Here is a 19,394-nt window from a genome sequence, read left to right as displayed (position 1 = left end):
ATGACGACGAATTCAGGCAGGCTCGACGCGGTTCTGGCCCATGCCGATGCAACGCTGGACGACAGCCTTTCGCGGCTTGCCGCGCTGATCCGCATCCCATCGGTTTCGACCGATCCCGCCCATGCCGGCGATTGCCGGCGGGCGGCGGAATGGCTGGCATCGGACCTCGCCGCGCTCGGCTTCGACGCCTCCGTTCGGCCGACCGAGGGCCATCCGATGGTCGTCGCGCATGACAAGGCGGCCGACGGCCCACATGTCCTGTTCTACGGCCACTACGACGTGCAGCCGGTCGATCCGCTGGCGCTGTGGGACTCCGATCCGTTCGAGCCCGTCTTCAGGAAGCAGCCCGACGGCGATACCCATATCGTGGCGCGGGGCGCCTCCGACGACAAGGGCCAGCTTCTCACCTTCGTGGAAGCCTGCCGGGCCTGGAAGTCGGTCACCGGTCGCCTGCCGGTCAAGGTCTCCATGCTGTTCGAAGGCGAGGAGGAGATTTCGAGCCCGAGCATGCTGCCCTTCATCGAGAGCACGGCTGCCGAACTCTCGGCCGACGTGATGCTCGTTTGCGACACCGACATGTGGGACAAGGAGACGCCTGCGATCACCACCATGTTGCGCGGGCTGGTGGGGGAGGAGATAGAGATCTCCTGCGCCAGCCGCGACCTTCACTCCGGCATGTTCGGCAATGCCGCGCGCAATGCGCTGCAGGTGACGGCCGATGTCGTCGCCAGCCTGAGGACATCGGACGGCGGTGTCGCCATTCCCGGTTTCTACGATGGCGTCGAGGAATTGCCCGATGCGGTGCGGAAGCGCTGGGAGCGGCTGCCCTTCGACGAGCAGGGTTTCCTGAGGGATGTCGGGCTGGAGAAGCCGGCGGGCGAGAAGGGCCGCTCTGTGTTGGAACAGGTCTGGGCGCGCCCGAGTTGCGAGGTCCACGGCATCGTCGGCGGCTACACCGAAGAGGGCTTCAAGACGGTCATCCCGGCCAGGGCGCGGGCCAAGATCTCGTTCCGTCTGGTCGCCGGGCAGGACCCGGAGAAGATCCGTTCCGCCTTCCGCGCCCATGTCAGGGCGCGTGTACCCGACGATTGCGATGTCACTTTCCGCGCCCATGGTGGTAGCCCCGCGACCGTGATGCCGATCGACGGCACCTTCCTGGTGAAGGCGCTCGGCGCGCTCACCGACGAATGGGGCAAGGAGGCTGCTGTCGCCGGCACCGGCGGATCGATCCCGATCGTCGGCGAGTTCAAGCGCCGGCTCGGCATGGATGCGCTGCTGGTCGGCTTCGCGCGCTTCGACAACCGGGTCCACAGCCCGAACGAGAAATACGACCTGTCGAGCTTCCGAAAAGGCATCCGGTCGTGGATCCGCATCCTCGCGGCCTTTGCCGAGCAAGAGCAATTCCAGCAAAAGTGAGCCGCGGTTTTGCGTCCGGAATTGCGTGAAGACAAAGAGCAATTCCAGCAAAAGTGGGCAGCGGTTTTGCGTCCGGAATTGCGTGAAGACAAGAAGATGGGACGCTGAAGCATGCGCCGTTCCGTGGTGATCGACACCGACCCCGGCATCGACGATGCCGTGGCGATCCTGCTTGCCTTGGCGTCGCCCGAATTCGACATTGCAGGCATCACGACGGTCGCAGGCAACATCGGCATTGCCACGACCACGCGCAATGCCGGCCGCATCCTGGCGCTTGCCGGCCGTGGCGATATCGCGGTCGTATCAGGCGCGCCTGCGCCCCTGTCGCGCAAGGGCTTCGACACGGCGGACATACACGGCAATGACGGCCTGGGCGGTGTCGGATTTCCCGAGCCGCTGGCGCCGCCTGCGGAAGAGAACGCCGTCGTCTGGCTCGCCGCCCACCTGGACAGGCGACCGCAAAAGTCGCTCGACATCCTGGCGCTCGGCCCGCTGACCAACATCGCCCGTCTCCTGCTCGAACATCCCGCATCGGCCGCGCGGATCGGAAGGGTCGTCGTCATGGGTGGTGCGGTGCGCGAGCCGGGAAACATCGGTCCGCGCTCGGAGTTCAACCTCGCCGCCGATCCGGAAGCCGCCGCCATCGTCCTGCGGGCCGGGCTCGATCTCGTCCTGATCCCGCTCGACGTGACACGCAAGGTGCGAGCCACGCGCGCCGACACCGCCGCGCTCAAGGCGGCGGGCACGCCCGCGGCGATCGCCTGCGCCGATCTCGTCGATGCCTATTTTCAATCCGGCGACGGCCGCGAGAGCCGGCCCCTGCACGACCCTTGCGTCATGCTCCACTGCATCGCTCCGGCCCTATTCGGCCATGAGACGCTGAAGCTTTCGGTCGACACCGGCAACGGGCCTGACGCCGGTGGGTTGGTCGTTGACGAGTCCGAAAGTGCTGACCTCAACGTGGCGACGTCGGTCGACGGGGCCGCGGTGCTTCGCCTGCTGATCGAACGGCTGGCGAGGAGATCGGTTTGAGGGCGGATTGGGCAAGCGTCAGCCGATGTGGCGTAGCCGCGGCTGCTCCCGAAACCGCCGCTTGTTTTGGTCTCACGAGGCAATATGTTATCTGGTGACGAATTCCGAGAGAAAGGCGATGTTGCGGCTAACTCATGACACCGAAGAACTCGCGCGCCGGGTCGCGGCACGGGTCGGCCGCAAGCCCGAGGACTTGGTCCGCACTGCGCTCGAACGCGAGGCCAGGGCGCTCGGCCTTTCCGACGAAGAACCGGCCAAGCGTCGAATGACAGCTGCTGAAATGCTCGCTTTCGGCAGGAAGGTCGCTGCCCGCCCGGTGCTCGATCCGCGCTCCCCGCAGGAGATCGCCGATGACCTCAACGCGCCATGATGGTCGTTGACTCGTCGGCTGTCATCGCGATTCTGCAAGCCGAGGATGACGCCCAATCGCTCGCGGAAGCCCTTGCGTCTGCCGACCATCTCGTGATGTCGGCGGTCAACGCGCACGAGTCTGCGATGATCCTGCGCGCACGCGGCGGCTCCGAGAGCGCCCAAGACTTCTGGCACTTCCTCGCGGCCAACGGCATTGAGGTTGCGCCGTTCGACGAGAACCAGGCGCGTGCCGCCTCGGAGGCCTTCGGGCGGTTCGGCAAAGGCCTTCACTCGATGGCAAGACTGAATCTTGCCGATTGCGCCGCCTATGCCCTCGCCAAAAGCCTGTCGGCTCCCTTGCTGTTCAAGGGCGACGACTTCACGCACACTGACATCGAACAATGGCGCTGATTGGATACCGCGCCCTCGATCGCGAGGACGATAGGCTCGTGGTCTGGAAGCTCGAACGGCTCGTAGGAAGGAGCAACCCATCGAAACCGTCGGAGACCCGTCCATGTGAAGGCGCCGTAATGAGCAGCGTTCGCACTACCTCGCCAGTTCCTGCTCCACCAGCGTCGTCCAGAACTTCACGCCTGACGGGATCGCCGCATCGTTGAAGTCGTAGCGGCTGTTGTGGTGGAGCGCGCCGTCCTCGGCAGGGCCGTTGCCGAGCCAGACATAGGCGCCCGGCACCTCGATGCTGAACATGGCGAAGTCGTCGCCGGCGGTCGATGGCTCGAAGGCCGTGCGGACCTTGTCGGCGCCGAGCGCGCTGCGCGCGGCGGCCAGCGCGCGGGCCGCCGCATTGGCGTCGTTGATCACGGGCGGCATCTGGCGGCGGTAGGCATAGCTGTGGCGGATGCCGTAGAGCGCAGCGGTCGTCTGGGCCAGATGGCCGATCTCCTCCTCGATCTGGTCGCGCACCGCAGGCGTGAAGGCGCGCGCCGTGCCGCCGATCCGCACCTCGTCGGGGATCACGTTGAGCGCCTCGAAGCTGCCGCCTTCGATGGCGCAGGCGCTGACGACGGCCGGCTGCAGCGGGTCGATGCGGCGCGCCACGATCGTGTGCAGCGCGGTCAGGAACTGCCCGGCCGCCGTAACGGCGTCACGCCCGAAATGAGGTTTTGCCCCATGCGTGCCGACGCCCTCGAAGGTCACCGACCAGCGGTCCGAGGAGGCGAGCTGCGGGCCGGCGACGACCGCCATCTCGTCCGGTTCCAGACCCGGCATATTATGCAGCCCATAGACGGCGTCGACGGGAAACAGCTTGAAGAAGCCGTCGTCGATCATCGCCCTTGCGCCGCCGCGCCCTTCCTCCGCCGGCTGGAAGATGAAATGCACCGTTCCCGACAGGTCGCGCCGCCCGGCGAGCCGGCGCGCCGCGCCGATGAGCATGGCCGTATGGCCGTCATGGCCGCAGGCATGCATCTTGCCTGGTATCGTCGATTTATAAGGCCGCGCTTCGGCCGTTTCCGGCATGGCGAGCGCATCCATGTCGGCGCGGAGCGCGATGCGCCTGCCGTCTTCGCCGAACCGCAGCGTAGCGACGATGCCGGTCTTGCCGAGCCCGGAATGGACCGCAAGACCGGCTTCGGCAAGCACTTTCTCCACGATGGCGCTGGTGCGCGTCTCCTCGAAGCCGAGTTCGGGATGGGCGTGGAGGTCGCGCCTGAGAGCCGTCAGCATCTCCCATTCCGCCGTATCAGATTTGCGCATGGCCGAACTCCAACGTGACATCGCACGGTCATGCATGCTTTCCTGCACCCCGCGCGATACGAAATCCATCGGGCGCCGACGCGGCCCCATCCCAGTCCTTCTGCTACAGAAAGCCGAGCTTTGCCACTCGTTCCTGATCGAACCTCACCGCATGACTTCAGGCCGCACGACTTCTGGCAGGTCGTCTATCCCGCGGGCACCTTCGCGTCGGGGGCCGGCCAGGCGTGGCGAGACCTCTATCCGGCGGCGCTGCCGGACGGCCGACAGATCGCGCTGCCGATCCGCGTCCTTCCCGGTGATGGCAGCGCGGCCGTCGCCTCGCTCATCGTCAATCAGGCGAGCTTCGCCGTCGAGGACGCGCTCTGCGATGCCATGGCGGAGCGTGCCGCGCGCTTCGAGCCCGAGGTCGTGATCGGCGTTCCGACCCTCGGCCTGCCGCTCGCCAATGGTGTCGCGCGCCGGCTCGGCCACGACCGCATGGTGGCGCTGGGGACCTCGCGCAAGTTCTGGTATGACGACGGTCTCTCCGAGCCGATGTCGTCGATCACCAGCCCGGCCCATGCCAAGCGCATCTTCCTCGACCCCAGGATGCTGCCGCTGATCGGGCGCCGCCGCGTCGTCGTGGTCGACGACGTCATAAGCTCCGGAGCCTCGATCCGTGCGGTGCTTGCGCTTCTGGCCAAGGCCGGCATCACGCCCGTCGGCATCGTCGCGGCCATGCTGCAGGGCGAGCGCTGGCGTGCGACGCTCGCAGATTTCGATCCCGGTGTTCCCGCAATCGTGACGGCGGCGCTTGCCTCGCCACGCCTCGCCAGGTCCGAGGATGGTCTTTGGAGCCCGGAAGGCGAAGCTTTTTCATTTGGTTAGAAAAGACGTGCCGGAAAAGCCGGCCCGGGCCTTTTCATCGATTTTAGTGGTGCTAAAATTGCTGTTGACTCCCGTCGCGTGATGCGCAAAGATTTTAGCAATACTAAAATCGGAGGAGTGGTTGAGTCAGAGAGCCGAGGCATCGACTGAGTTCGCGGACCCACTGGGAACGCGGCTGCGCGATCGTCGCCAGGCACTCGGTTTGACGCTCAAGGATGTCGCGGACGCCGCAGGCCTCTCGGTCGGCTTCATCTCGCAGATCGAGCGCGGCATCACCATACCCTCCCTGACGTCGCTGATCTCCGTCTGCCGGGTGCTGAAGTCGGAAGTGAGCGATTTCCTTTCGCAGCCGCGCGGCGATCAGCCCGTCACGCGGCACGATCAGCGCCCCATCTATGCGGTCGGCGGCAACGCCATCAGCTACGAGCGCCTCTCGGCGTCCTTTCCCGGGAACGTGCTGCGCAGCGTGCTGATCCACGAGCCGCCGGGTTTCCGCAGCGAGCCGATGTCGCATGAGGGAGAGGAGATCTACTACATCCTGGAAGGCGCCCTGACCGTCGAGATCGACGGCGAGCCGAACATATTGGAGACGGGCGATTCCATCCACTTTCCGTCGATCCGGACGCATGTGACGTGGAACCACACCGACCGGAACACCACCATCCTGCATACCTGCACGATGGATGTATTCGGGGACGGCACGCCGACGGGTCGCCCCGAGACAAGCATGGCCGTGTCGCGGGCGCGCGGCCGCAAGAGCGCTCCGAAGCAACCCAGGCTGAAGTCCCCCGGAGGGCCTCAGCCTAAGATAACCAAGGGGAAGTCGTCATGAACATTTTTCTTAAACCGATCGCTGCGGCACTGGTCGCGAGCACCGCGTTGAGCCTTGCCGCCGTCAGCCAGGCAACCGCCGAAACGGTGCTTCGCCTCGACGAGGTGGCGGTCGGCGAACTGGATCCGGCCAAGGCCACCGACTATGCCGACTCGATCCTCATGTTCAACGTCTACGACACGCTGGTGCTGTCCAAGCAGGGCGGGGCGGGTGTCGTGCCGCACCTGGCCGAAAGCTGGGAGACCGACGGTAAGACCTATACCTTCAAGCTGCGCACCGACGTGAAGTTCCAGAGCGGCAATCCGCTGACCGCCGACGACGTGGTGTTCTCGCTCGATCGCATGAAGACGATCGGGCAAGGCCTGTCCTATCTTTTTGCCCAGGTCGAGAAGGCGGAGGCCGTCGATGCCGGCACGGTCAAGTTCACCTTGTCTCAGCCCTATTCGCCCTTCGTCTCCGCCCTGCTGCGCCTGCCCATCGTCGACAAGAAGCTCGTCATGGAGAACCTCGGCGCCGGCGACGGCGACATGAAGGACTGGGGCCAGGCCTATCTCTCCACCCATGGAGCCGGCACGGGCGCCTATACGGTCACCTCGCACAATCCGCAGCAGGAAACCGTGATGGCGAAGAATCCCGCCTATTTCCTCGGCGTGCCCGCCAAGGCGCCGGATACGGTGCGCTTCCGCTACGGTCTCGAGGCCGCCACGGTGCGCACGCTGATCTCGCAGGGCGAGCACGACATCTCCTCGCAGTGGCTGCCGCCGGAGGTGCTGAAGTCGCTGGCCGCCGAGGGCGCGCAGGTTCTGACGGAATCGGGCGGCGCCGGCTTCTACGTGAAGATGAACACGGCGAAGAAGCCGTTCGACGACCAGAATTGCCGCCTGGCCATGTCCAACGCCTTCGACTACGCCACCGCCATCAAGATGGTCGCCATCACCGACACGGTTTCACAGGGCAGCCCTGCGACCGGTGCCCTGCCGGTCGGCATGCTCGGCGCCCTGCCCGAAACGGACGCCTACAAGCGCGACCTCGATGCCGCCAAGAAGTATCTGGCCGACTGCAAGTACAAGCCCGACGAGTTCACCGTCGAACTGTCCTGGGTAGGCGAAGTTCCGCTCGAGGAGCGTTTCGCGCTGCTGATGCAGGCGAATTTCGCCGAGATCGGCATCAAGTCCGAAGTGAAGAAGATCCCGTGGGCGCTGTTCACCGAGCAGGTCACCAAGCCCGAGAACACGCCCAACATCTCCCAGGTCTTCGTCAATGCGGTCACGGGCGACCCCGATACGCTGATCTACGGCATGTATCATTCCTCGGCGGTCGGCACCTGGCAGTCGCCGGAATATCTCAAGGACGCCAAGGTCGATGAACTGCTCGACAAGGGGCGTGTCGTCACTTCGGACGAGGAGCGCGCCGCGGTCTACACGGAAGTCGGCAATCGCCTGCGCGAGCTCGCGCCGACCATCTTCGCCTATGACCAGAATTCGGTGTTCGCGGCCAGCAAGCGGGTGTCGGTGCCCGCACTGTCCGACAAGAGCAAGGCCTTCAGCCTCAGCGGAATGGGCTTCACCTTCCGCCTGATGGAAATGAACGAATAGGCCGGGTCCGGCGAGGGGCGACGGCACGCCGCCGACCCTCGCCCAACAAGGAAGCGTCTTGCGATGCCTGCTGTCATCCGCCTCCTCGCGAAGCGGCTGGGCACCTCTTTGATCGTGTTGATCGGGGTTTCCATGCTGATCTTCGCCATAGCCCGGGTTATTCCCGGCGATCCGGCGCGCATCGCGCTCGGACCGAACGCGACCGCCGAGCAGGTGACGGCGCTGCGCGACAAGCTGCATCTCGATCAGTCGCTCGTCACCCAATATGGCTATTTCGTCGCCGATCTCTTTCGTGGCGATCTCGGCGTCTCGCTCTACACCAATCGTCCGGTGACCTCTGACATAGCCCAGTTCCTGCCTGCGACGCTCGAACTGGTGATCGTCGCCGGCCTGATGATGGTCGTCTTCGGCCTGCCGCTGGGCATCCTGTCGGCGCGCTATCGCGACAGCTGGATCGACAATGCTGTCCGCCTCGTCACGCTGCTCGGCGTCTCTGCGCCGGCCTTTGTCTGGGCGGTGATCCTGATGCTGGTCTTCGCCTTTTTCCTGCCGCTTTTCCCCATCGCCGGCCGCATATCGGATACGATCGCTGTGGCTCCTGTCACCGGCTTCCTCCTGGTCGACACTTTGCTTGCGGGCAATCTCAAGGCCTTCGCCAACGCGGCCTGGCACATCGTCCTTCCCGCCTTTGCGCTGGCACTTTCGGGCATCGGTCAGGCGGCCCGGCTGACGCGCTCCAACATGGTCGAGACCTATGAGCGTCCTTATATCGAGATGGCGCAGTCCTACGGCTTCCCGGAAAAGCGCATCGCCCGGCGCTACGCCTTCAGGCCGTCGATGATCCCGTCGCTGACCATCATCGGCCTCGATTTCGCGGCGATGCTCGGCAACGCCTTCCTCGTCGAGGCCGTCTTCGCGTGGCCTGGCCTTTCGCGCTACGGCGTCGCCGTGATCCTCAGGAAGGACCTTAACGCCATCGTCGGCACGGTGCTGATCATCTCGGCCATGTTCCTTATCGTCAACGTCGTGGTCGACCTTCTGATCGCCTTCATCAATCCGCGCATCCGCTATTCGCAGAGGGCTTCGTGACATGAAGCGCACCCTCTTCATCCTGTTGCGCAACCCGCTGTCTCTGCTCGGCCTGGTGCTCATAGGGCTGGTCGTGTTCTCGGCGATCTTCGCCGATTTCATCACGCCCTTCCCGGAGCATGTCGGCGCCGTGGTCGACTTCGCCAATTTCAACAGGCCGCCCGAATGGCCCTATATCTTCGGGACCGATCTCGTCGGGCGCGACCTCTTCACCCGCGTCGTCTACGCCTACCGCATCTCGCTGATCCTGGGGGTGGTGGTCCTGGCGATCGCCGTGCCGATCGGCGTGACGATCGGGCTTGCCGCGGGCTATCTCGGAGGCTGGGTCGAATATGCCCTGATGCGGCTGACCGACGTCTTCCTGTCGATCCCGCCGCTGGTCCTGGCCATGTCGATGATGGGCCTGCTCGAGCCGACGCTCACCAACGGCATGATCGCGGTCACCGCCATGTGGTGGCCCTGGTATACGCGTCTCGTCTACAATCTCACCCGCGCCGAGCGGGAGGAGGGCTATGTGCTCGCCGCCGAGGTCATCGGTGCGTCGAAGTTGCATGTCATGTTCCGCGAGATCCTGCCGAACTGCGTGCCCTCGATCCTCACCAAGATGACGCTCGACCTGGGCTTCGTCATCCTCATCGCCTCGTCCCTGTCCTTCCTCGGCCTCGGCGTGCAGCCACCGACGCCTGATCTCGGCTCCATGGTGGCCGACGGAGCGAAATATCTGCCGGATTCGTGGTGGCTGACCGTGTTCCCCGGCCTGGCCATTCTGGTCGCCGTTTTCGGTTTCAACCTTGTCGGCGACGCGCTGCGCGAGATCCTGGGAGGCGACCAATGACGCTTCGCATCCGCGATCTCAAGCTCGGCTTCCGCAGCTATTCCGGCACGGTCGACGTGCTGCACGGCATCTCGCTCCATATCGGCAAGGGCGAGCGTGTCGCCTTGGTCGGCGAATCCGGCTCCGGCAAGTCGGTGACGGCGCGCATCGTGCTCGGCCTGCTGCAGGCCATGAAGAGCGCCCGGATCTCCGGTCTTGTCGAATTCGAGGGCCGCGACCTTGCGAGGCTGTCGGAGCGTGAACGGCACGGCCTGCGCGGCACCAGGATGTCGATGATCTTCCAGGATCCGACTTCCTCGCTCAACCCGGTCTACACGATCGGCGCGCAGTTCCACGAGGTGCTGCGGCGTGTCGCGCCAGGCATTTCCGTCGAGGAAGCCCGCCGCAAGGCCGCCGCGGCGCTCGCCGACGTGGCCATCAGCGAGCCCGAGCGGGTGCTCGACTCCTATTCCTTCCAGCTCTCCGGCGGCATGAACCAGCGCGTCATGATCGCCATGGCCCTGGCCAACGAGCCCTCGCTGCTGATCGCAGACGAGCCCGGCACCGCGCTCGACGTGACGGTGCAGGCCCAGACGCTCGGCCTGATGCGCGACCTCGTCGAGAAGCACCACACGGCCGTGCTCTTCATCTCGCACAATCTCGGCGTGGTGCGCGAATTCGCCGACCGCGTCTACGTCATCTACAAGGGTCGCATCGTCGAGCAGGGACCGGCGGCAGGCCTGTTCGAGAATCCGCGCCATCCCTACACGCGCGCCTTGATGCGGGCGGTGCCGCGCATCACCGGCGGCGGCATTCCCGAGATCGAGGACGCCTCGCCCTCCTATTTCGACCCGCTCGTGGTGCATGAAGGCTACGGCGAGCCGGAGGTGGCACGATGAACGCGCGTCGCTTTACCCCCCCCTGGCCTGCCGGCCATCTCCCCCTCAAAGGGGGAGATTGGCTGTCGCGGCTGCTTTCGCCAATCGCCGACGTTGTAGGTATGTCGCCCACATCGAAGCTGCCGATCTCCCCCCTTGAGGGGGAGATGGCCGGCAGGCCAGAGGGGGGCAAAGCGACGCGCAATAGTGGGCCAAGTCGATCCATGCAGAGGCGCCCCGCATGACCCATCCTCTGCTCTCCCTGCGCAACGTCTCCAAGATCTTCAGGACGGCCGGGCGCGAAGTCCGGGCCGTCGACGACGTCTCCTTCGACGTCCACGAGGGCGAGTGCCTGGCGATCGTCGGGGAGTCCGGCTCAGGCAAGTCGACCATCGCCAATATGATCCTCGGCATCTATCCGCAGACGCTGGGCGAGATCACCTTCCGCGGCAGCGCGCTGCCGGCCCGACGCGACCTCGCCCATCGCCGCGCGATCCAGCTCGTCCAGCAGAACCCGCTCTCGTCGCTCAACCCGCGGCGCTCCATCGGCGCATCGCTGCGGCTGGCGCTTGACGTTCACGGCATCGGCGACCGGGCCGGCCGGGCCGAACGCACCGGCCAGTTGCTGGAAGAAGTCGGGCTGCCGGCGGAGTTCCGCAAGCGCAGCCCCGCGGCCTTGTCGGGCGGCCAGCGCCAGCGCGTGGCGATTGCCCGCGCGCTCGCCTGCCAGTCGGAGATCGTGGTGCTCGACGAGCCGACCTCGGCGCTCGACGTGCTGGTGCAGGCGCGCGTTCTGAAGCTGCTCAGCGAACTGCGTGAGAAGCGCGGCCTCACCTACATCTTCATCACCCACGACCTCTCGGTGGTCCGCAACATCGCCGACCGCGTCGCCGTTTTCGAGAAGGGCCGGCTCGTCGAGCTCAACCCGACCGGGACGGTGTTCGCCAGGCCCGAGCACGCCTATACGCGCCGGCTTATCGGCGCCGTACCGGTCGTCACCGCCGACGAGGCGGAACTGCGCGCCCGGCTTATGGAGAAGACCAATGCAGATGCCTGACTATTCCTCCTTCACCAAGGCCATCGCTGCCGAAAGAACGGATCCGCAAGCCGCTTTCGATGCGCTTTGCGCGTTCACCCGCGACGTCGTCGGCGTGAAGCTCTTCACCGTCATGACGCACGACCACAAGACCGGCACGGCCGGCCGCATCTATTCCAACATGCCCGACGCCTATCCTGTCTCCGGCACCAAGCCGGCCAACGAGACGGACTGGACGCGCCAGGTGATCAGGGAGAAGCGCACCTTCGTCGCCAACGACATCGAGGGCATCGCCGCAGTGTTCTACGATCACGAGCTCATCAGGTCGCTCGGCTGCGAGAGCGTCATCAATGTTCCCGTCGTCATCGGCGGCGAGGTTCTCGGCACCATCAACTGCCTGCATGAGAAGGGTTTCTACACCGAAGAGAAGGTCGAGGCCGCGGAAGCGCTGAAGCTGCCCGGCGCCGTCTGCCTTCTGCTCAACCAGCGCGATGCCAAGGGAGGACAGGCATGAGCAACAAGACGATACGCGTCGCGACCGACGTCGGCGGCACATTCACGGATCTGGTCTGTTTCGAGACCGATCACGCCACCGGCGAAGCGCGCATCATCACCGCCAAGTCCGACACCACGCCGCCGAATTTCGAGCAGGGCGTCCTCAATGTGCTGGAGAAGGGCAACGTCGATCCGGCAACGGTCGATTTCCTCGCCCACGGCACGACCGTGGTCATCAACGCGCTCACCGAGCGCAAGGGCGTCAAGGTCGGATTGATCACCACCGAGGGTTTCCGCGACACGTTGGAGATCGCCCGGGGCAACCGCCCTGATTTCTTCAACCTCCACTACGAGAAGCCGAAGCCTTTCGTGCCGCGCTATCTCAGGCGCGAGCTGCCGGGGCGCATCTCCTACAAGGGCGAGGAGCTGAAGCCGCTGGATCTCTCCGGCCTTCCCGCCATCCTCGACGATTTCAGGGAGGAAGGCGTCGAAGCGATCGCCGTCTGCTTCCTGCATTCCTACGCCAATACGGGACACGAGCAGGCCGCCCTCGCCGGGATCGAGAAGCTCTGGCCCGGCGTGTCGGTGGTGTCCTCGCATCAGATCACCCGCGAATGGCGCGAATATGAGCGCTCCAACACGGCCGTGCTGTCGGCCTATGTGCAGCCCACGGCCGAGCGCTATCTCTCCCGCCTTCACAACGGGCTGAGGGAGAAGGGGCTCAGGAAAAGCCCCTACATCATGCAGTCCAACTGCGGCGTCGACTCGCTGGAATCGGTCTCGAAGATCCCGATCACCATGGTCGAGTCAGGCCCGGCGTCGGGCTTCTGGGGCGCGGCCGAGCTCGGCAAGCTGATCCGCAAGCGCAACGTGCTGGCTCTCGACATCGGCGGGACCACTGCCAAGTGCTCGCTGATCGAGAACGGCGAGGTCAAGATCAAGACCGACTACTGGATCGAACGCGACCGCACCTCTGCCGGCTATCCCATCATGGTGCCGGTGGTCGACCTGGTGGAGATCGGCAATGGCGGCGGCTCGATCGCCTGGGTCGACGATTTCGGCAAGCTGCATGTCGGCCCGCAGTCGGCCGGCGCCGTGCCCGGCCCCGCCGCCTATGGCCGCGGTGGCGACAAGGCGACCACCACCGACGCCAATCTCTGGCTCGGCCGCATCAACAAGGACTATTTCTGCGGCGGCGAAGTGGTCGCCGACATGAAGGCCGCCGAGGCGGCGATCACGGCGGTCGGCGAGAAGCTCGGCGTCGGTCCCGACGAGGCGGCGCGCGGCATCATCCGCATCGCCAACAACAACATGGTCAACGCGCTGAAGCTCGTCTCGCTGAACCGCGGCCATGACCCGCGCGACTTCACCCTCGTCGTCTTCGGCGGCGGCGGCGCCATGCACGGCGTCGCACTTGGCCAGGAGCTGGGCGTCGCGAAGGTCGTCGTGCCGGCCGGCGCCTCGGTGTTCTCGGCCTGGGGCATGATGATGAGCGACCTGCGCCGCGACTATTTCGTCACCCGTCTCGCCGACCTGAAGAAGGGCGCGGCATCGGGCATCGAAGCGGTCTTCGCCGAGAGCGAGGAGCGCGCCAGGGCCCAGTTCGCGGCCGAGGGCGTCGAGCCCGGCAAGGTGCGTTTCCTGCGCTACGGCAAGTTCCGCTACCAGAACCAGGAGCACACCACGGAAGTGCTGATCGAGGGCAAGGTCAGCGACGATCGCCTCTCCGAGATCGAGGCCGCCTTCCACGAGACCTATGAGCGCGAATACACCTACAGGCTCGACGCGCCCGTCGAGATGGTCGGCATCCATCTCGTCGCCTCGGCCGAGGTCGGCAAGCTCACCATGAAGGAGCGCGAGGGCGGCGGGGCCGACACGGCGAGTGCGCTCAAGGGCGAGCGCGACGTCGACTATGCGCTGGAAGGCATCCACAAGGCAAAGATCTATGACGGCACCAGGCTGAGGCCGAACATGCGCTTCGTCGGCCCGGCCATCGTCGAGGATCCCGGCACCACAGTCGTCGTCCATCCCGGCAACCAGGTCGAGGTCGACGGCTACGGCAACATCCACATCCATCTGAAGGCGTAGGAGGAAACGATGCAGAAGACCGATCCGATCACGCTGGAGATCATCCAGAACTCGCTGCAGGCGACGGCCGACGAGATGTTCGCGGTGATGAAGAAGACCGCGATGAGCTCGATCATCTACGAGGTGCTCGACATGGGCACCGGCATCACCGACGCTAAGGGACAGCTCGCTTCTTCGGGGGCGGGCATCCCGGCCTTCATCGGCGTTCTCGACAAGGCCGTGAAGGTGCTGGTGAAGAAGTTCGACAAGCCTGGTGACATCGAGCCCGGCGACGTCTTCCTCACCAATGATCCCTATTATGGCGGCGTCACCCACCTCAACGACATCATCGTGGCCATGCCGGTCTTCGCCGGTGGCCGCATCATCGCCTGGACGGCCAACATCGCCCACAATTCGGATGTCGGCGGCATGGCGCCCGGCTCGCTCACCGGCGAGGCGACCGAGATCTTCCAGGAGGGCCTGCGGCTGCCGGCGATCAAGGTGATCTCCAGGGGCGACACGATCCGCTCGGTGATGGATATCATCAAGGTCAATTCGCGTATGCCCGACGTGCTCGAGGGCGACGTCTGGGCGGCCATCGCCTCGGTCCGCATCGGCGCGCGGCGGCTGGTCGACATCGCCAACAAATATGGCGTCGAGACCTTCGAGCACGCCATGTCGTCCTTCATGGATTTCGGCGAGCAGGTCTCGCTCACCGAGCTCGCCAAGCTGCCCAAGGGCACTTTCGAGCTGTCCGAGGAGCAGGACGACGGCCGCATCTTCAACGTCAAGATCACCATCTCCGACACGGAGTTCACGGTCGACCTGCGCGACAATCCCGACCAGTCGACCGGGCCGGTCAACACCAGCCGCGACGGCGTCATGGTCGCCGCCCAGATGATCTTCAAGTCGCTGACCGATCCCTATTCGCCGGCCAATGAGGGCTCGTTCCGTCCGATCCGGCTCCTGACACGCGAGGGCTCCGTGTTCCAGGCGAAGGAGCCGGCGCCGATCGGTTTCTATTACGAGATCGAGCTGCGCGTGTACGACATCATGTGGCGCTGCCTTGCCCAGCACATGCCGGAGCGGCTGGCATCGGGCAACTTCGCTTCAGTCTGCGGCACCTTCATCGGCGGCATCCACCCCGACACGGGTCGCCAGTACACGATCATCGAGCCGCAGCTCGGCGGTTGGGGCGCCAGCGAGCGAGGGGACGGCAACAGCGCCATCTTCTCCGGCTTCCACGGCGAGACCTACAATTGCCCGGCCGAGATCAACGAGGCCCGCAACGGCCTGATGGTCGACCGCATGGAGCTCAACATGGAGCCGGGCGGCGAAGGCAAGTTCACCGGCGGCCGCGGTATCGTCATGGACTACCGCATCCGCGGCGACAACGGTTTCCTCACGGCCGGCTACACCCGCTCGAAGTTCCCGGCCTGGGCACTCGACGGCGGCCGCGAGGGTTCGCCCAACTATGTGAAGGTCATCCGCAAGGACGGCTCCAGCGAGCGCTTCTCCTTCGTCTCCGGCCTGACCACCCACACCGACGACGTCATTCGTGTCGTCACCGGCAATGGCGGCGGCCTCGGAGACCCGAAGGAACGCGATCGCGCGGCCGTCGAGGAGGATATCAAGAACGGCCTGATCACGCGCGAAAGGGCGCGGGAGGTCTACGGCGTGGCATAGCAGGGCTCGCGCCGGAGGTCGTCGCGAAGCTACCCCTCATCCGACCTCGCTTCGCGAGGCCACCTTCTCCCACAAGGGGAGAAGGTCGGAGCCGGGCTTCAACGGCTCTGCAAGTCTCCGGCGTCGACGCTTGGCAGAAGCGCTGCTGCAGCGCGTTCCCTTCTCCCCTTGTGGGAGAAGGTGGCCTCGCGAAGCGAGGTCGGATGAGGGGTAGCTTCGCGCCGACCCGGCCCTATCAAGCGACGCCGCACCGAAACGCGTCAAACCCCAGGAGGAGTGCATGCCCATGGAAAAACCGATCAAGATCATGTATCTGAGCCCTGTCGGCGACAGCAGCTACGATCAGGTCTTCGCCGACATGGCGCGCGATCACAAGCTGCCCGGCACCGAGATCCACCTTGCCTCGCTGCCGCCGGCCGAAGGCGGTTTCACCCATATCGAATACCGGTCCTACGAGGCGATCGTGACGCGCGGCATCATCCGCGCCGTGCGAGCCGCCGCGCGCGAGGGCTTCGACGCGCTCGCCATCGGCTGCTTCTACGACACCGCCCTGCACGATGCCCGCGAGATCTCGGGCGACATGATCATCACCGCACCCTGCGTCGCCTCCTGCGAGATCGCGGCCAGCCTCTCCAACCGCTTCGGCATCATCGTCGGCCGGCGCAAATGGGTGCACCAGATGGCGAGCACCGTGCGGGAGCACGGCCATGAACATCGCCTGTCGGGTTTCTACCATGTCGAGCTCGGCGTGAACGACTTCCAGAAGGATCATGCCGAGACCGAACGCCGGCTGATCGAGGCCGGCCGCAAGGCCGTCGAGGAGGATTTCGCGGAAGCACTGATCCTCGGCTGCACGCTCGAGGTCGGATTCTACCGCGATGTCGAGAAGAAGCTCGGCGTGCCCGTCATCGACCCGTCGATCGCGGCGCTGAAACGGGCCGAATATGCCGCCGTGCTGAAGCGCCAGTGCGGCTGGGTGCCGAGCCGGAAATGGTCGAGCGAGCCGCCGCCGGAAGAGGAGATCGCGCGCTTCGGCCAGTTCGACACCAATGAACCCTTCGGCAACAGGATCGTGGTGGAAGCGGAATAGCCGCTATTTTTGATGCCCCCCTCATCCGGCCTCCGCTTCGCTCGGCCACCTTCTCCCCGACGGGGAGAAGAGATCGTTGAACGATACGCTCACCCGTTGACAGAGCCGATTGAGCGCCAGCGTCGAAAGCCTCCTCTCCCCAGCGGGGAGAGGGTGAGAGCGAAGCGGAGGCCGGGTGAGGGGGCAACCGGGACGGACGACAAGAAGAGACCTGCAATGAAAGTCGACACCAGGAAACGCCTCGCCGCCCTGCGCGAGAAGATGAAAGCGTCAGGCACCGGCCTCGTCGCCATCGCGCCGGGTTCTCACATGGATTGGCTGCTTGGCTTCCATCCGCATCCCGACGAACGGCCCTGCCTGCTGCTGGTCGGCTTGGACAAGGAAACCTTCCTGATGCCGGTCCTGAACGCGGAAGGCTCGCGCGAGGAGACCGACATCTCTTTCTTCACCTGGGCTGATGCTGACGGCCCGCATGCCGCGCTTGCCGCAGCGCTCGACGAGATCGGCGCGCGCGGCGTCGACAAGGTGGCGCTCGACGAAACGATGCGGGCCGATTTCGCGCTTCTGCTCCTCGATGCTCTACCGGGCGCCAGGCACGCCTTCACCGCCGAGACGCTGGGCGCGCTGCGCATGCGCAAGGACGCGGGCGAATTCGCACGCCTGAAGATGAATGCCGGCATCGCGGACAGGGCCATGCAGAAGGCCTTCGCCGCCATCAGGCCGGGCATGACGGAGACCGGGCTCGCCGCCGTGGTGAAGGAGCATTTCGCCTCCGAAGGCGCCACGCCGTCCTTCTGGATCGTCGGCGCCGGCGGCAATGGCGCCTTCCCGCATCACCAGACCGGCGGCCGCACGCTGGAAGAGGGCGATGCCGTCGTCATCGACATCGGCGGCCGCAAGGACGGTTTCCCTAGCGACATCACCCGCATGGCCGTCGTCGGACGCCCGCCGGAAGGCTACGGCCAGATCCACACCATCGTCGAGAAGGCCGTCCAGGCGGCGCTGCAGGCGGCAAAGCCGGGCGTGCTGGCCAGGGAGGTCGATGCCGCGGCGCGCAGGGTCATCGCCGACGCGGGCTATGGCGAATATTTCGTCCACCGCACCGGCCACGGCATGGGCATCGACGGCCACGAGCCGCCCTATATCACCGCCACCTCGGAGACCGTGCTGGAAGAGGGCATGGTGTTCTCGATCGAGCCCGGCATCTACCTGTCCGGGCGCTTCGGCATCCGGCTCGAGGAGATCGTCATCCTGCGCGAGGATGGGCCCGAGATCCTGTCCACGCTGCCGCGCGACCTCCACGTCGCGCAGGTCTGAGCAGGGACGCGCATTGAACTGTAGGAAAAGGAGAACCTCATGCCTCGTGCCTGGCGAATCCACGACTATTCCGGCTATCGCGGCCTGGAGCTTGGTGAAGTGCCACTCGAGGAGCCTGGCCCGGGCGAGGTGCGGCTTCGTGTCGAGGCCTTCGCCCTGAACTGGGGCGACATGGACCTGATGAAGGACAACTACTCCTTCAGCTTTCCCCGGCTTCCCGCCCGTGTCGGCATCGAGGCGGCAGGCGTCGTCGACGCGGTCGGACCGAACACCGAGGGCTTCGCCATCGGCGAACGTGTCTCCACGCTGCCCTATTTCTACTACGATAGGGGCGCGAGCACGGAATCGCTCGTCATCGACGCGCGCTATGTCACGAAGGCGGTGCCGAACCTCTCGGCCGTGGAGAACGCCTCGATCTGGATGCAGTATCTGACGGCCTATTTCCCGCTCGCCGAGGTCACCAAGGTGGGTCCCGGCAGCCATGTGCTCGTGACGGCCGCGACCAGCACCGCGGGCGCGGCGTCGCTCGAGATCGGCCGCATCCTCGGCGCGACCATGATCGGCACGACGCGTTTCGAGGAGAACGCCGACTATCTCAGGAAGATGGGGGCCGACCATGTCATCGTCACCGGCAAGGCCGATCTCGCCGGCCGCATCTGGGAGATCACGGGCGGCAAGGGCGTCGACATGGCCTTCGACCCGGTTGGCGCGGGCCTCATCGCCCAATACAGCCCGGCGCTCGCCCGGAATGCGTGCATCTATTTCTACGGCACGCTCGACACGGTGTGGCCCGAACTGCCCTTCGTGGACATGTTCCAGAAGAACGCGGTGTTCCATCCCTATTCGGTGTTCAACTATGTCGAGGATCCGGCGATGCTCGCCAAGGGCGAGGCCTTCATCTACGGCATGCTAAGTGAGGGCCGCATCCGCCCGCAGATCGATCGTGTCTATCCGATGGAGAAGTATGTCGAGGCCTTCGACTATCTGAGGCAGCCGCGCACCACCCATGGTAAGGTGGTGATCGAAACGGGGCTTTGAGAGCCGCGCGTTCGCATGGCACGGGGGCACCTCGAGACGAATGTCTTATCCCTGACGGGACACCCGTCCCGTCAC

The 19,394-nt window shown here is 65.4% G+C and carries 18 protein-coding genes; 17 read left to right on the top strand and 1 reads right to left on the bottom strand.

Going from position 1 to position 19,394, the window contains the following annotated elements; translation table 11 throughout:
- The 4 genes from JN302_RS36125 (at nt 1) to JN302_RS36110 (ending at nt 3,210) form a co-directional block, all read left to right on the top strand.
- Nucleotides 1-1,416: a dipeptidase gene (locus tag JN302_RS36125; RefSeq protein ID WP_202330791.1), complete on the top strand. Its 1,416-nt coding sequence runs from the start codon at nt 1-3 to the stop codon at nt 1,414-1,416.
- 111 nt (nt 1,417-1,527) lie between these two features.
- Nucleotides 1,528-2,448 (top strand): nucleoside hydrolase, encoded by a 921-nt coding sequence (locus JN302_RS36120; RefSeq protein ID WP_202330790.1) that lies wholly within the window; start codon nt 1,528-1,530, stop codon nt 2,446-2,448.
- Between the two features lie 118 nt (nt 2,449-2,566).
- The gene (locus JN302_RS36115) at nt 2,567-2,818 is read left to right on the top strand and encodes a type II toxin-antitoxin system VapB family antitoxin (protein ID WP_202330789.1); all 252 of its coding nucleotides are present in this window, start codon (nt 2,567-2,569) and stop codon (nt 2,816-2,818) included.
- The gene (locus JN302_RS36110) at nt 2,815-3,210 is read left to right on the top strand and encodes a type II toxin-antitoxin system VapC family toxin (RefSeq protein WP_202330788.1); all 396 of its coding nucleotides are present in this window, start codon (nt 2,815-2,817) and stop codon (nt 3,208-3,210) included. The genes JN302_RS36115 and JN302_RS36110 overlap by 4 nt, the downstream gene beginning before the upstream one ends.
- Nucleotides 3,211-3,345: 135 nt before the next feature.
- Here the strand turns inward: JN302_RS36110 and JN302_RS36105 are convergent, their stop codons facing one another.
- Nucleotides 3,346-4,515, bottom strand: a complete 1,170-nt coding sequence (locus JN302_RS36105) for a M20 aminoacylase family protein (RefSeq protein ID WP_202330787.1) — start codon at nt 4,513-4,515, stop codon at nt 3,346-3,348.
- Nucleotides 4,516-4,635: 120 nt separating this feature from the next.
- Here JN302_RS36105 and JN302_RS36100 point away from each other — a divergent pair, with 120 nt between their 5' ends.
- The 13 genes from JN302_RS36100 to JN302_RS36040 all read left to right on the top strand — a co-directional run bounded on the left by JN302_RS36100 (nt 4,636) and on the right by JN302_RS36040 (nt 19,319).
- Nucleotides 4,636-5,382 (top strand): phosphoribosyltransferase, encoded by a 747-nt coding sequence (locus JN302_RS36100; RefSeq protein ID WP_244846111.1) that lies wholly within the window; start codon nt 4,636-4,638, stop codon nt 5,380-5,382.
- 121 nt (nt 5,383-5,503) lie between these two features.
- Entirely contained in the window at nt 5,504-6,214 is a 711-nt protein-coding gene (locus JN302_RS36095) for a helix-turn-helix domain-containing protein (protein ID WP_202330785.1), read from the top strand.
- The gene (locus tag JN302_RS36090) at nt 6,211-7,809 is read left to right on the top strand and encodes an ABC transporter substrate-binding protein (protein WP_202330784.1); all 1,599 of its coding nucleotides are present in this window, start codon (nt 6,211-6,213) and stop codon (nt 7,807-7,809) included. Before JN302_RS36095 ends, JN302_RS36090 begins: the two co-directional genes overlap by 4 nt.
- Nucleotides 7,810-7,872: 63 nt before the next feature.
- Nucleotides 7,873-8,898, top strand: a complete 1,026-nt coding sequence (locus JN302_RS36085) for an ABC transporter permease (protein WP_202330783.1) — start codon at nt 7,873-7,875, stop codon at nt 8,896-8,898.
- A 1-nt stretch (nt 8,899) separates the two neighbouring features.
- Nucleotides 8,900-9,733, top strand: a complete 834-nt coding sequence (locus JN302_RS36080; protein WP_202309094.1) for an ABC transporter permease — start codon at nt 8,900-8,902, stop codon at nt 9,731-9,733.
- Nucleotides 9,730-10,611: an ABC transporter ATP-binding protein gene (locus tag JN302_RS36075; RefSeq protein WP_202330782.1), complete on the top strand. Its 882-nt coding sequence runs from the start codon at nt 9,730-9,732 to the stop codon at nt 10,609-10,611. The genes JN302_RS36080 and JN302_RS36075 overlap by 4 nt, the downstream gene beginning before the upstream one ends.
- Nucleotides 10,612-10,831: 220 nt before the next feature.
- On the top strand, nt 10,832-11,647 hold the full coding sequence (locus tag JN302_RS36070) for an ABC transporter ATP-binding protein (protein WP_202330781.1): 816 nt from the start codon (nt 10,832-10,834) through the stop codon (nt 11,645-11,647).
- A complete protein-coding gene (locus JN302_RS36065; RefSeq protein ID WP_202330780.1) occupies nt 11,634-12,140 on the top strand; it encodes a GAF domain-containing protein in 507 nt (168 codons plus the stop codon). Before JN302_RS36070 ends, JN302_RS36065 begins: the two co-directional genes overlap by 14 nt.
- Entirely contained in the window at nt 12,137-14,209 is a 2,073-nt protein-coding gene (locus JN302_RS36060) for a hydantoinase/oxoprolinase family protein (RefSeq protein ID WP_202330779.1), read from the top strand. The genes JN302_RS36065 and JN302_RS36060 overlap by 4 nt, the downstream gene beginning before the upstream one ends.
- A gap of 9 nt (nt 14,210-14,218) precedes the next feature.
- Entirely contained in the window at nt 14,219-15,874 is a 1,656-nt protein-coding gene (locus tag JN302_RS36055) for a hydantoinase B/oxoprolinase family protein (RefSeq protein WP_202330778.1), read from the top strand.
- 280 nt (nt 15,875-16,154) lie between these two features.
- Nucleotides 16,155-16,964, top strand: a complete 810-nt coding sequence (locus JN302_RS36050) for an aspartate/glutamate racemase family protein (RefSeq protein ID WP_202330777.1) — start codon at nt 16,155-16,157, stop codon at nt 16,962-16,964.
- A 216-nt stretch (nt 16,965-17,180) separates the two neighbouring features.
- Nucleotides 17,181-18,281 (top strand): M24 family metallopeptidase, encoded by a 1,101-nt coding sequence (locus tag JN302_RS36045; RefSeq protein ID WP_202330776.1) that lies wholly within the window; start codon nt 17,181-17,183, stop codon nt 18,279-18,281.
- Between the two features lie 39 nt (nt 18,282-18,320).
- The gene (locus JN302_RS36040) at nt 18,321-19,319 is read left to right on the top strand and encodes a zinc-dependent alcohol dehydrogenase family protein (RefSeq protein ID WP_202330775.1); all 999 of its coding nucleotides are present in this window, start codon (nt 18,321-18,323) and stop codon (nt 19,317-19,319) included.
- The last annotated feature ends 75 nt before the right edge of the window (nt 19,320-19,394 follow it).

Source organism: Mesorhizobium sp. L-8-3, assembly GCF_016756615.1.
GTDB lineage: Bacteria > Pseudomonadota > Alphaproteobacteria > Rhizobiales > Rhizobiaceae.
Note: the sequence above shows the minus strand (reverse complement) of the source record. Positions and strands in the feature narration are given on the sequence as shown.